At 57.4% G+C, this 13,131-nt stretch carries 11 protein-coding genes and 1 tRNA gene; 8 read left to right on the forward strand and 4 right to left on the reverse strand.

Annotated elements, in window-relative coordinates; genetic code table 11:
* Nucleotides 1–3 precede the first annotated feature (3 nt).
* The 7 genes from VR71_RS09350 to VR71_RS09380 all read left to right on the forward strand — a co-directional run bounded on the left by VR71_RS09350 (nt 4) and on the right by VR71_RS09380 (nt 7,012).
* Nucleotides 4–1,524, forward strand: a complete 1,521-nt coding sequence (locus VR71_RS09350) for a TrkH family potassium uptake protein (protein ID WP_009819060.1) — start codon at nt 4–6, stop codon at nt 1,522–1,524.
* Between the two features lie 144 nt (nt 1,525–1,668).
* Nucleotides 1,669–1,908 carry an RNA chaperone Hfq gene (gene hfq / locus VR71_RS09355; RefSeq protein WP_009819059.1) on the forward strand — a complete coding sequence of 80 codons (240 nt, stop codon included), beginning with the start codon at nt 1,669–1,671 and terminating at the stop codon, nt 1,906–1,908.
* The gene (hflX, locus tag VR71_RS09360; RefSeq protein WP_009819058.1) at nt 1,908–3,182 is read left to right on the forward strand and encodes a GTPase HflX; all 1,275 of its coding nucleotides are present in this window, start codon (nt 1,908–1,910) and stop codon (nt 3,180–3,182) included. The genes hfq and hflX overlap by 1 nt, the downstream gene beginning before the upstream one ends.
* Nucleotides 3,183–3,585: 403 nt before the next feature.
* Nucleotides 3,586–4,617 carry a fatty acid desaturase gene (locus VR71_RS09365; RefSeq protein WP_009819057.1) on the forward strand — a complete coding sequence of 344 codons (1,032 nt, stop codon included), beginning with the start codon at nt 3,586–3,588 and terminating at the stop codon, nt 4,615–4,617.
* 159 nt (nt 4,618–4,776) lie between these two features.
* Entirely contained in the window at nt 4,777–5,586 is an 810-nt protein-coding gene (locus tag VR71_RS09370) for a DUF4394 domain-containing protein (protein ID WP_045683230.1), read from the forward strand.
* A gap of 179 nt (nt 5,587–5,765) precedes the next feature.
* Nucleotides 5,766–6,296 carry a sigma-70 family RNA polymerase sigma factor gene (locus tag VR71_RS09375; protein ID WP_045683232.1) on the forward strand — a complete coding sequence of 177 codons (531 nt, stop codon included), beginning with the start codon at nt 5,766–5,768 and terminating at the stop codon, nt 6,294–6,296.
* Nucleotides 6,293–7,012 (forward strand): anti-sigma factor, encoded by a 720-nt coding sequence (locus VR71_RS09380; protein WP_045683234.1) that lies wholly within the window; start codon nt 6,293–6,295, stop codon nt 7,010–7,012. Before VR71_RS09375 ends, VR71_RS09380 begins: the two co-directional genes overlap by 4 nt.
* Nucleotides 7,013–7,587: 575 nt before the next feature.
* On the opposite strand, the gene VR71_RS09385 is transcribed toward VR71_RS09380, so the two are convergent.
* Nucleotides 7,588–7,662: transfer RNA gene (locus tag VR71_RS09385), tRNA-Asn, on the reverse strand.
* 79 nt (nt 7,663–7,741) lie between these two features.
* Nucleotides 7,742–8,653 carry an MBL fold metallo-hydrolase gene (locus VR71_RS09390; RefSeq protein ID WP_045683236.1) on the reverse strand — a complete coding sequence of 304 codons (912 nt, stop codon included), beginning with the start codon at nt 8,651–8,653 and terminating at the stop codon, nt 7,742–7,744.
* 546 nt (nt 8,654–9,199) lie between these two features.
* On the opposite strand from VR71_RS09390, the gene VR71_RS25550 reads away from it, so the two are divergent.
* Nucleotides 9,200–9,979, forward strand: a complete 780-nt coding sequence (locus VR71_RS25550) for an ATP-binding protein (protein WP_367118646.1) — start codon at nt 9,200–9,202, stop codon at nt 9,977–9,979.
* Between the two features lie 124 nt (nt 9,980–10,103).
* Here the strand turns inward: VR71_RS25550 and VR71_RS09400 are convergent, their stop codons facing one another.
* Together VR71_RS09400 and VR71_RS09405 are read right to left on the reverse strand one after the other, a co-directional pair.
* Entirely contained in the window at nt 10,104–11,651 is a 1,548-nt protein-coding gene (locus VR71_RS09400) for a DEAD/DEAH box helicase (protein WP_009819051.1), read from the reverse strand.
* A gap of 197 nt (nt 11,652–11,848) precedes the next feature.
* Entirely contained in the window at nt 11,849–12,817 is a 969-nt protein-coding gene (locus tag VR71_RS09405) for a glycosyltransferase family 2 protein (RefSeq protein ID WP_045683239.1), read from the reverse strand.
* Between the last annotated feature and the right edge of the window lie 314 nt (nt 12,818–13,131).

The following is a 13,131-nucleotide window of genomic DNA, read 5'->3' on the forward strand; positions in this document are numbered from 1 at the left end:
CCCATGATCGCCCGGCTTCTGACATTTCCCCTGATCCTGATCCTCGCTGGGGTGGCGGCGTTTCTTATGTTTCTGCCTGCCATCGACGCGGCGATGCGCGGCTACAGCGGCGTGGGGCGAGCCTTTGCCTTTTCCGGTATTCTTGGACTGGCTTTGGTTATGAGCGTGGGGTTGGCTCTGTCCGGCCGAACCAATCAAAAGATGAACGATACGCAAAATCTGATTTCGCTCTTGCTAGCCTATCTCTTGCTGCCGGTCTTTCTGGCGCTGCCCTTCTACGAAGGGGTCAGAAATACCACATTCCTCAATGCATATTTCGAAATGGTATCCAGCTTCACGACCACCGGCGCGTCGCTCTTTGATGCGCCGGGGCGTTTGAAGGACAGTCTGCATTTGTGGCGTGCACTGGTAGGCTGGAGCGGGGGGCTCTTGATCTGGATTTCAGCGTCTGCGGTTCTGGCACCGCTCAGCCTTGGCGGTTTCGAAGTTACAGCACGCGGCGAACCGGGGCAGGATGAGACAGTGCTTGGCCGGTTTGAGCGAGCAGCCCCGGCCAAGCGATTGGCACAATCCACTGCCGTATTGGCGCCGGTCTATATCGGACTGACAGCTGCGCTCTGGATCATCCTGATGATTGGTGGGGAGCGCGCCTTTGTCGCAGCGGTGCATGCGATGTCAACCATGGCGACCAGCGGCATATCCTCAATTGGAGGCCTACAGAATGGCGCTGCGGGCTTTGCTGGTGAATTTGCTATTTTTCTCTTTCTCTTTTTTTCACTGTCCCGGCTTACTTTCTCATCCGATACGATTACCGCCGCGCGGCCGGGTGTCATCAATGATCCAGAGTTCCGGCTTGGCGTCATGCTGGTGATCGGTGTTCCCCTGATCCTGATTGTGCGTCATTGGCTTGCGACCTTGGGCATAGAGGAAACTGGAGACTGGCGTGTGGCGCTACGGGCACTCTGGGGCGCGCTCTTTACCGTGCTGTCGTTTCTATCCACCACAGGCTTTGAGAGCGCGGACTGGCAAGAGGCGCGCGACTGGTCAGGCTTGGGCACCCCTGGACTCATATTATTGGGATTGTCCCTGATTGGCGGTGGAGTGGCGACGACGGCAGGTGGTGTGAAACTGCTGCGGGTCTATGCGCTCTATCTGCATGCACGACGCGAAACCGAGCGTCTGGTGCATCCCTCCTCGGTCGGGCGGGCAACCGGCCTCGGGCGACGTATCCGGCGTCAGGGGGCCTATATTGCATGGGTTTTCTTCATGCTATTTGCGATGTCACTTACCTTTGTCACAGCGCTGTTGACGCTCTTTGGCCAAGGGTTCGAATCCGCACTGATTCTTACCATATCGGGCCTCTCAACGACTGGACCATTGATCCTCACCGCGAGTGAGGCGCCAATCCGCTTGTTGGAGCTGAGCGCCGGGGCCAAGATGGTCTATGCGATGGCGATGGTATTGGGACGACTCGAGACTTTGGCCCTTATTGCATTGCTCAATCCGTCCATCTGGCGAGACTAGCACCCCGTGCCTATCAACCTTTCAGATTGGAACGATTTTATTTTTGGGCTGGAAACTCTCGCAAGGGCAAGACATACTCTTTTGCATATGTAAGACCCCTCGCGCCGGTTCGCGGTGCGCGCAATAAAAAAGGCAGGAAGACGCATGGCTTCTGATCGACAAAATTTGCAGGACGCTTTTCTGAATCAGGTACGCAAGACCAAAATTCCTGTTACCGTCTTTCTGATCAACGGGGTCAAGTTGCAGGGTGTGATCACTTGGTTTGACAATTTCTGCATTCTGCTGCGCCGAGACGGTCAGTCGCAGCTTGTTTACAAGCATGCGGTGTCAACCATCATGCCCTCGCAGCCCGTGAATCTCTATGACGGTGATGAACCCAATTGATGGACCATGCACGCCCGATCACAAGGGCCTGGGTCATCCACCCCGAGATAGCCGGTGCAAGCCGCACACGTGAGCCTGCTTTAGCACTCGAAGAAGCCGTGGCTTTGGCGCAGGCTTTGCCGGATATCGACGTGGTCGGGTCGGATGTGGTGCGCCTGCGCAAACCCGATGCTGGTCGTCTCTTTGGTAAGGGCAAGCTTGAGGAGCTTCACCAAGCGATGGAGGCTGCCGACGTCGAGCTTGTGCTGGTCGATGGGCCGGTGACGCCCGTTCAGCAACGTAATCTGGAAAAGGCTTGGGGTGTGAAGCTCCTTGATCGTACCGGCCTTATCCTCGAGATTTTCAGCGACCGTGCCGCCACTCGGGAGGGCGTGCTTCAAGTTGAAATGGCAGCCCTCAGTTATCAGCGCACGCGCCTTGTGCGGGCCTGGACCCACCTTGAGCGGCAGCGCGGCGGGCTTGGCTTTGTCGGCGGTCCCGGCGAGACACAGATCGAGGCGGATCGTCGTGCGATTGACGATCAACTTGTGCGCCTGCGCCGTCAGTTGGAAAAGGTGGCCAAGACCCGCACGCTTCACCGCGCCGCCCGTGCCAAGGTGCCGTTTCCGATTGTGGCCCTCGTTGGCTACACCAATGCGGGGAAATCCACGCTTTTCAACCGTCTGACAGGGGCGGATGTTATGGCCAAGGATATGCTATTTGCGACTCTCGACCCGACCATGCGTAGAGTTGCCCTGCCAGAGGGTGGTCCCGAAGTGATCCTGTCTGACACTGTGGGTTTTATCAGTGACCTGCCCACTGAGTTGGTCGCGGCCTTTCGCGCAACTCTCGAAGAGGTCCTCTCTGCCGATCTTATCTGCCATGTGCGTGATATTTCACATCCGGAAACCGTGTCTCAATCGCGGGATGTCGCAGCAATCCTCGAAAGTCTTGGGGTGAGCGACAAGACCCCACAGATCGAGATTTGGAACAAGATCGACCAGCTCGAGGATGAGGCCCGCGCTGCAGCGGTGACTCAGGCCGAGAGGCAGGATGATGTTCTCGCGATTTCTGCAATCACAGGGCAGGGGATCAACGACCTCGTTGCCGCCATCGGCGCCAAACTGGCCGATGTGACCCATGAGACGGTGTTACACCTTCAGTTTGGCGAGGGACGCAAACGGGCTTGGCTCTTTGAAAAGGAGCTTGTCGAGTCGGAGCGTCAGACCGACGATGGCTTTGACTTGACCGTCCACTGGACAGCGCGCCAAGAGGCCCAGTTCCGCGATCTATGATGGTGGAATGCTTGGGCCCCCGCGAAGGGATCCTGAGAGGGCTGTCGCTAAAGTGCCAGTTGAACGTTGCTCGAAATCCGCAGCGTTTGAGTTTGTCCTAATATGCAAGAAGCAATGGTGCCAACGCCTCGTAAGGCAACACATGACGGGATTGGATTTCTTCTTTGAGGCCGTGATTTGCCCCTTCATGGTGCCTTCATCAAATTCCTGCTATTGTCACAGCCCTACGAGACCGCGCTCCCCAATGACCTCGAACCCAAACGCCGCAGACGATAAGTATCTCGATCTCCTTAGTTCACCGCCTGCGGCACCTTCGCCCGCTTTGGTATAAAACATGCCTTAATCCTTGCCCGTGCCGTGCTTTCGTTTATCAAGAACACGCACAAGAACAAGAAGCTGACGCATGCCCAAAGACACTGCTCCTGAAACACCCGCACCGGTTCTCAAAGATGCGCGCGACTGGGTTCGTATTCTGTCGACCTATCGCGACCCGAGCCCAACGCGTAGCACCTTCGAACTTGGGGTCACGCTTGGCCCGTTCCTGCTGCTCTGGGCGGCTGCATGGTGGTCGTTATCGGTCAGCCTGTGGCTGACACTTGCGCTGTCGCTCGTCAACGCTGCCTTCCTCTTGCGTCTCTTTGCGATCCAGCACGATTGCGGCCATGGTGCATTTTACAAAAGCCGCAACCTCAGCGATTGGCTCGGTCGTGTCATAGGTGTGCTTACTCTCACACCCTACGATGTCTGGCGGCGCGCCCACTCGATCCACCATAGTTCGGCGGGCAATCTCGGGCGGCGGGGAATAGGCGATATCACGACCCTGACCGTGAGCGAATACCGCGCTCTGTCGCCACTTAAACGTCTGATGTACCGGCTTTATCGACATCCGATTGTGATGTTTGGCTTAGGGCCAGGTTACCTTTTCTTTGTGCAGAACCGCCTTCCCATGGGGCTCATGGCACAGTCGCGATACTGGATCAGCGCGATGGGCACCAATGCGGCGATCCTCGCACTGCTTGGGCTCATCCTATATTTTGGTGGGCTTCTGCCAATCCTGCTTATTTTCGTGCCCACGACCCTCCTTGCTGCCACTGCTGGCGTTTGGCTCTTTTACGTGCAGCACCAGTTTGAAGACACGCATTGGGAGGAGGATGACGATTGGGATCTGCACGATGCGGCCCTGCACGGCAGTTCACATTACGTTTTGCCGTCGGTCCTGCAATGGCTCAGTGCCAATATCGGGATACATCATGTGCATCATCTCTACAGCCGCATCCCGTTCTACCGCCTGCCTGAGGTGCTGCGCGACCATGCAGCCTTGGCTGAGTCGCATCGACTCACGATTCGTCAGAGCTTTGCAACGACACGCCTGCACCTCTGGGACGAGAGCAGTAAGCGGTTGATCTCTTTCTCGAACTTGGCCACCAACCCCTGACACCGATATTTTTGGGTAAATTTCAGCGCCAGACCCGTCACTTTAGTCGGGCTGTTTGAATTTTTTTACCGCCCCTGCATCCAAACACCTTCTCGCCCGAGTCTCCTAAGTATCCAAGCTGCAGATAGGCTGCGGCTTCTGATATCCGAGGACTGACTTATGACCAAACTGACTTTTGCACTCGCGACCACTGCCCTGCTGACGAGCACATCGTTGGCCACCGCAGATAATCATGGCAACCACAGCCTGACCGCAATTGCCCTTTCGGGCGATAACATGCTGCACAAGATCGACGTTGCCACTGCGACTGTCAAAGCCTCCATGCCGGTCGAGGGGGTCTCCAGACTGCTCGGAATTGACCTGAGACCAGCCACAGGTCAGTTGATCGGCGTCACCGACGGGTTTGAGATTGTCGAGATCGACCCGGAAACCGGCGCTACCACGGTAATCTCCAAAATGGACAAAGAGCTTCCGATTGGCGGCGATGCGGCCGTGATCGTGGACTTCAACCCCAAAGCCAACAAGCTGCGCTTTATGTCCGGCACAACCAACCACCGTGTCGATATCGAGAGCGGCGCTGTTACCGTCGACGGCAGTCTGACCTTTGACAGCGCTGATATGCACGCAGGCGAAGCCCCGGCCATCGTCGCGGCGGCCTACAGCAATTCCTATGGCACGCCTGAAGCAACGGCGATGTACGACATCGACAGCACCATCGTCGCCCTTATTCAACAGACATCACCCAATGACGGCACGCTCGCTGCCATCGGCAAACTCGGAATTGACGGCGCGGCGCCCTATGCCTTCGATATCGCGACCGATGCCGAGGGAAAGAATACCGCGTGGCTGGTGTCAGGTTCCATGCTGCACACGGTCTCGCTTGACTCCGGGTCTGTTGCCGAAAGCTGGGAACTGACCGGAACAGACGGCGCCGCCGTGCGCGACATCACCTTCATGACGGCGATGTAACCGGATTGTCGGCTCCGCACGTGGAGCCGGCAAGCACCTCCCGGTAAGATCATCCCCCAGTTTGGCGGATGTTTTGTGCCCAGTTACCGCCGATCTTGGTTTGACCGGGAGGTGTCCAGTCTTTACCCCTGAACAGAAGGAGTCGACTCCTAGCATTAAGATGGAAAAAGAGCCCTTCTGTGACAGACCTCTCCCTGTTGATCCAATCCTGTGCCGCCGGCGAGCGCTCGGCCTTAAAACAGATCATGGAGACCGAAGGTGGGCAAATGCTCGGCGTTGCCCGTCGGATGCTCCGACGACAGGATCTGGCCGAAGACGCTGTGCAGGAATGCTTCGTCTTGCTCTGGCGGAAAGCGCACCAGTTCGATGCCGAGAGGGGTCAAGCCAAGGCTTGGATCTATACGATCTTGCGCAACCGATGTCTCACGCTCTTGCGCAACGCGCATCCGGAAACCGCACTTGATCCCGCAGAGGCTGAAGAAGCATCTGATGATGCAATTCTAGAGATCGCCTACAATCGTCTTGAGCGCACGCATGATCTGCGCATCTGTCTTGAATCCTTGGACCCTCATAAACGCATGGCCATTCTGTCATCCTATATCCTTGGCTACAGCCATGGCGAGATTGCCGGACGCATGGGGGCGCCACTCGGATCAGTCAAGGCTTGGGTGCGGCGCGGTCTGTTGATGCTGCGGGAGTGTCTGTCATGACCGACCATTCCCTGTCAGAACGGATCGACGAGGTCGTTCTTGGTCTGGCCAGCGAGGCGGAGCTGTTCGAGATCGAAGGGCTCTGTGCGGCGGATGCCAAAGTGGCCGCGATGCTAGAGCGCGCGCGCCAGCGATTTTTGGCTCTGGATGAAACTGCCGATATACTGCCCCTCCCTGACGGCCTATGGGCACGAGTCGAAACATCCTTGACCGAAGCCGGGCCACACGCGGATGAAATTCCTGCCACCGCACAAGTGATCGCGTTTGCTCCTCTTCAACACAGGCTCAAGACATGGCGATTGGCCGCTTTGAGCGGCATCGCTGCAACTTTCATGCTTGCAAGCGTTTTGGGTTGGTCACTAGTGACAGCGGTTGACCCAACAGTCATTGCCGTTCTGCTCGACGACCAAGGACAGCCCATTGCCGTGGTCGAAGGCACGCAGAGCAACCAGACCCTGATTACATTGTTGGAGAACGCCCGTGTCCCGGACGATCGCGTGATGCAGGTCTGGACCAAGCCGCAGGATGACGGCAGCCCGGTGTCCCTTGGCCTGCTGTCAACGGCGCGCTCTCTTACCCTGTCGGTGGACGGCCTTCCTCCCCCCCGCGCGGACCAACTCTACGAGATCACCTTCGAGCCTCTGGGGGGCTCTCCCACAAACCTTCCAACGGGTCCGATCCTGGCGAAAGGCTTTGCCAAGACACCGGTGTACTAAGACCGCTTTGAATCCTGCCTTGCGCCCCATCGCCAGGGCGGCCTGATGAGAACCTTGGCGCTGTGACCTGCCACTGATCGTTTCTCCAATTTCATAAACACCTTACCACGGTGTCCACGAAATCGGCAGCAGCTCAAACGGATAATTTCTGGTTCATCCTATCAATTAGGAGATCGAGATGATGCAGAAACCTGAAACTTCGACGGACGCCGCTGCAAGCTGGTCAAGACCATCCGCCACAAAATCCGCCAGACCTATTCTGCTGAAAGGAAAATCCGCGTTATCTTGGCCGGTTCGCGTGGCGAGGAAAGTATCTCGGTGCTGTGCCGGTGGGAAAGTATTGCCGAGAGCCTGTGTCACAGCTTGTTAAACGCGTTTCTGGAGCCCGGCGACCTTCGGCGATACTGCCACGTCGTGCCGCGCAGGAGAAGGCGGAAAGCATGATCCATGGCGCTGACCTCCGGCAGAGGTCGCACTGACCGATGCCTCGCGGGGAATTCCTTTGAGTGATAAAAGAAAGCCCACAACGAAGCCGTTGCGGGTTTCTCTTTGCTATCAATACCTTGCGGTAGTTTTGGCTCCGGCGGTAGGGATCGAACCTACGACCAATTGATTAACAGTCAACTGCTCTACCGCTGAGCTACGCCGGAACACTTGGGCCGTATAGCAACCGAGTTGGAGGAGGTCCAGAGGATTTGTCACAAAAAATCGACTGCTTTCGCGTATCCGTCAAAGGCACGCAAATGCTGTGTCGGCGTGCAGTTCACCCAGTGGAATAATTCGAGATTTCTGAGTTAGATCAATGAGGTGCGCAAGTACATTTCGTCTCGCGACCGGGAGGAGGTGAGCGGGGGTATCTGCGTAGACGATCGCTGTCACTTGAGAGGCTGACCGGGGGCCTGCGTGCAAGACCTCGAGAATCGCAGCTTCGCGCGCTAAACGGTGTGATATCAGCCAGTCGAGGCGCGCGGCCGGGTCTTCTATTGGTCCACCGTGGCCCGGCAGAAATCGTCTTGCATGGAGCGCTTTCAGCCGCCTGCAGGATGCCATGAATTGTGTGAGGTCCCCATCTGGCGGCGAGACAAGAGAACTGGCCCAGCCCATCACCAGATCCCCTGTCAGAATTGTGTCTTCGATCACAAAGCACAGGTGATTGCCAAAATGACCCGGCGTCCAGTGTGGCGTAATCTGCCATCCATCGCCAACGACGGACTCTCCATCGAAGAGCAACTGATCCGGGGTAAAAGTCGTGTCCACACCCTCTCCACCGCCGATCATACCCGTGTCGGCGAGGTGTTGCATCACGGGGCTGCGGCCAGCTCTTGCGTCGCCATAGGCGAAGACCGGTGCACCCGTTTCGTCCGAGAGGCGCGCTGCCAAGGGCGAGTGATCGAGATGTGCGTGCGTGACGAGGATGTGGCTGACGCACTGTCCGGGGCCAATCGCACGCAGAATGGCCTGCAAATGCGCGGTATCATCTGGGCCAGGGTCGATTACGGCCAATTGTCGGGTGCCCAGAACGTAGGTATTTGTACCCCAAAACGTCATCGGCGAGGGGTTGGGCGCAAGAATCCTCCGGAGGTCGCTGCCCAGATCTTGCGCTATGCCTACGGGGGGTCTTTTTTCTTGGTCCGTTTGCATGGCTCTTCCTTCTGGCAACCCACGCAGCTAGGTTTAACCATGTCGGTTCGATGGCTCAAACCCTATATGCCCCGAAGCCTTTATGGGCGAGCGGTTCTTATCCTGCTTTTGCCGGTTATAACGCTGCTTTTGGTCGTATCTTTGGTATTTACACAAAGGCTCTTCGACGACGTCACACAGCAGATGGTAAAGACTGTGGCCCGCGAGATTCGGCTGGTGTTGGCCCAACCTGAGGGGAGCGCGGTTGCCGACATCCTTGAGATCGAGCGGCGGCGCGTACCAATGTCCGAGATTCCTCGTGCAGATGAGTACGACTGGTTCGATCTGTCTGGGAATGTGGTCATCCGCGAGTTGCGAGAGTATTTCGATGATTTGGAACGCGTTTCATTGGCCGATAGCAAGTATGTCATATTATATTTTCAGCGAGACGAGTCGGTGATTGAACTTGTATTCGACCGTCGTCGAGTATCAGCGCGGAGACCCTATCAAGTTCTTGTAAACCTTGCGTTTTATGGGATTTTGATGACGGTGGTCTCTTATGTTTACATGCGCAAACAACTGCGACCAATTACGCGCCTTGCAGAGGCGGCAGAGGCTTTTGGGCGCGGTCGGCATGTACCCTACCGCCCGGCAGGCGCCATAGAAGTGCGCGCTGCGGGCAATGCGTTTCTTGATATGCGCGCACGGTTGGAACGACAAATCGAACAACGCACCTTGATGCTTTCGGGCGTCAGCCACGATTTGCGCACCCCGTTGACCCGGCTTCGGTTAGGCCTTGCGATGTTGGATCACGAAGAGGCCGCGCCAATGTTGCGCGATGTGGTGGATATGGAGAGATTGCTCGATGGGTTTTTGGCCTTTGCCCGTGGTGCGCATGAAGGCGAAGCCGAGCCCATTGATCCAATTGATCTCGTGAGGCAAATTGTCGAGGATTCGCAACGTGCGCAGGTTCCTGTGGCACTGGTTGAGACGCGCGGAGAAGGAAGTATTGCTCTGCGGCCAGCGAACATCCGACGAGCTGTTGAGAATCTGATCAACAATGCTGTGCGCTATGGGTCGCGAGCAGAGGTTTCTGTCGTTATGACAGAAAAATCCCTGCGCATCCGGGTGGAAGACGATGGACCTGGCATTCCGCCTGACAGCCGGGGCGACGCCATCAAACCGTTTACGCGTCTGGAGCCTGCGCGAAATCAGAACCGTGGCATGGGAGTCGGCTTGGGTTTATCAATTGTTTTGGATGTGGCTCGGGCACATGGGGGTACGTTGCGCTTGGGCGAAAGTGTGCGTTTGGGCGGCTTGTGCGCTGATATTGTGATCGCACGGTGATGCGAAATCGGAACGTATCGTAGTTTTGTTCTGAAGGGAATCAAACTGGATGCAGACCATCCACAACACAGGTGGCGCCTGACGGGCCACCTATGCCGATGAAAAATATTTTAATATTAGCACGTTAGCTTGCGCGCCGCTCATCGAAACTGAGTGCGATGAAGCTAGGCAAGTGATCCCCCAAGCCCACAACACGCGGGCCACCAGCTTGATCCTGCCGTCCGCGGCCACCGCTGTTCCCACCGCCTTGCCGCTGGCCTCGCTCTTGCGGGCGCTCGCTCTGGCGTTCTTGTGAACGTTCGGGTTGACTCTCTTGGCGAGGAGCAGATCGCTCGGAGCTTGTCGTGCGCTGCTCGGGTTTGACAGCCATCACTTCCGCGACAGGCTCTGTAGGATTTTGCACGGGCAGGGGGGCGTTGTCGGACTTTCCTCTGCTGCGGCTCGCAGTACGCGAACGGCGGGGCTTGACGGGGCGTTCGTCACTGCCTTGCGGAGGCTCTGCGTTGGTTGTCGGTGCGCCCAAGGTAATGGGGCTCTCAACACGGGGAATTTCCTTTTGAAGCAAGGCCTCAACGCCTGCGAGGTTCTTTTCGTCGCGCGGGTTACAGATCATCAATGCCTTGCCGGCGCGACCGGCGCGGCCGGTGCGGCCGATGCGGTGAACGTAGTCTTCGGCATGGCTGGGCACGTCAAAGTTGAAAACATGGCTGACGGCGGGGACATCGAGTCCACGCGCGGCGACATCCGACGCAATGAGAAAACGCAAGGTGCCAGCACGGAAGCCGTCAAGGGTGCGCGTGCGTTGGCTCTGTTCCAGATCGCCGTGAATGGGGGCTGCGTCATAACCATACTTTATCAAGGACTTAGAGACCACATCTACATCAACCTTGCGGTTGCAGAAGATGATTGCATTGCTACAGGCCTCGCCTTCACGGTCGATCAAAGCGCGCAGAAGCCTGCGCTTTTCGCTATCTGCGTTCTCGCGGCGTGTGGGCTTGAACATGACCACGCCCTGTTCGATGGTCTCGGACGCGGTGGCCTGTCGCGCAACCTCGACGCGGGCGGGGTTTGACAGGAAGGTATTGGTGATGCGCTCGATCTCAGGCGCCATCGTGGCCGAAAAGAAAAGTGTTTGACGTGTGAAGGGTGTGAGGCTGAAAATCCGTTCAATATCAGGGATAAAACCCATGTCGAGCATGCGGTCGGCCTCGTCTACGACCATGATTTGAACACCGGTCAGCAAGAGCTTGCCACGCTCGAAATGATCGAGCAGGCGGCCCGGCGTCGCAATCAGAACATCCACGCCCTTGTCGATCAGTTTGTCCTGTTCCTTGAAGCTGACGCCACCGATGAGCAGCGCCTTTGTCAGCTTTAAGTGCTTGGAATATGTATCAAAATTCTCAGCTACCTGGGCTGCGAGTTCACGTGTCGGGCACAGAACCAGACTGCGTGGCATCCGGGCGCGGGCGCGGCCGCGGGACAGCAGTGACAGCATCGGCAGCGTGAAGCTGGCAGTTTTGCCGGTGCCGGTTTGGGCGATCCCCAGAACGTCGCGGCCTTGCAGCGCGTGGGGAATGGCTTCGGCCTGAATGGGCGTCGGGGTCTCGTAACCAGCCTCTTCGATGGCTTTAAGGACCTTGGGATTCAGGTTCAGATCAGAAAATTTTGTCATGTGTATCCGTGGTTTACGGACACAATCCTGGCCCGTACGTCTGGCGCGGGTTCGGGCCCCTCATGGGCCTGTGGTTCTCCACATGGATGACCCGCTGCGCAGCACTTACCTGAGATCGGCGCCAGCGTCAATGCATCGCATTTTCTTGGCAACAATACCGGGGTTCAACCCGAAGATTATGCTTTCATTGGAAACACTTACGCATGGTTTGGAAAGTGGCGCGCGCGTTTGGTGTCGAGGTCGAGATTGATGGGGTGCAGGTGTCCAAATGCCTCAAGTCGATGGCGCAGATCTGGGGTGGCGGTGCAGACTTCGGTGAAGAAGCGACGGAGGGCCAAGTCACCGCCATCGGCCTCTAGCATTTGAAAAAACTCATGCATATTAAAGGCATAGCCGTCAGACTGTGGTGCGGGCTTGAGGTCGGCGCGGTAGGAGCCGTGGTTGAGTCGGTAGCGATACGCGGCGTGCCAATGCTCCCACGTCGCGGCGTGCAAATGGCAAAGCGAAACTTCATGTAGCTCCTTAGCATCAACGTCCATAACCTTGTTTTTAAACGCATTATGGATGCGAATGCTTGTTTCTGACAGACCCGTTCTGACAAAGACCTTGCCCGCGACATGGCTCATGAAGCCGCCATTCAGATAGGGGCCAAAGGTGGGATAGATGGCATTGGTCTGGCTGCGGCGCTCGGTCTGAGACAGGGCGCAGGATTTGAACCACCCGTACGTTTGTGCGGCTTCAGCGTACGGATCGGGGGCCAGTGCCTCGACCGGGCGCACGCGAGCGCTGAACGTATCGGGGGAGAGCTGCGCCAAGTGACCAGACAGGGGGCTGTCGGACCAGAGAAATTCGTCGACGTCGATATGGGCGAGCCAATCGACCTGTGGTCGCTTGTTGAGGCAATGCGTGGCGTTGATGCTTTGGCGCGGTTGATGTTTCTCTGGTCGCCCAGTGCGGGAGCGTCTGCGCCAGTACCCGTCATCGCAGAGGATGACCCGGCATTTGGGATGCGCGCGCAGGGCGGCTTCGGCCTCTGGGTCGGGGGCGTCAAGATAGACATGCACGCGGTGAGCACCCAGATCGAGATGATGGGCGGCGAAATTGAGGATGTCGTGGGTGGGGGCCTTGATCGTGGCGACCACGCCCCAGGTAGGTGCTGCGTTCATGTGCGCAGAATGCGCAAGCCGCGCGCCCGCCGCAAGGGCTCAGGTGTGTTTAGGGATTTGACGTGTTTTGCGCACAAATAGTGGGTTATGATTGGGTGGAGTGCTCGACACTGGCCAGTTGCTGACATTGGCCCCATGCGATGAGCCGCGCGGTGCCCGTCCGCCGGGTGGGCGCTGTTACCTATCTAGCTAGCACTTAATGCTCGCCAAATACTTCCGCGTTATCAAGCAACTACCACGATGCAAAAGCGCCCGCCCGGTGGGGCGGACGGGCGCTGCGCGGCGGCGCGTGCCGCGCCTTGATTCCGCGCTTT

The organism is Roseovarius sp. BRH_c41 (genome assembly GCF_000961715.1).
Lineage (GTDB): Bacteria > Pseudomonadota > Alphaproteobacteria > Rhodobacterales > Rhodobacteraceae > Roseovarius.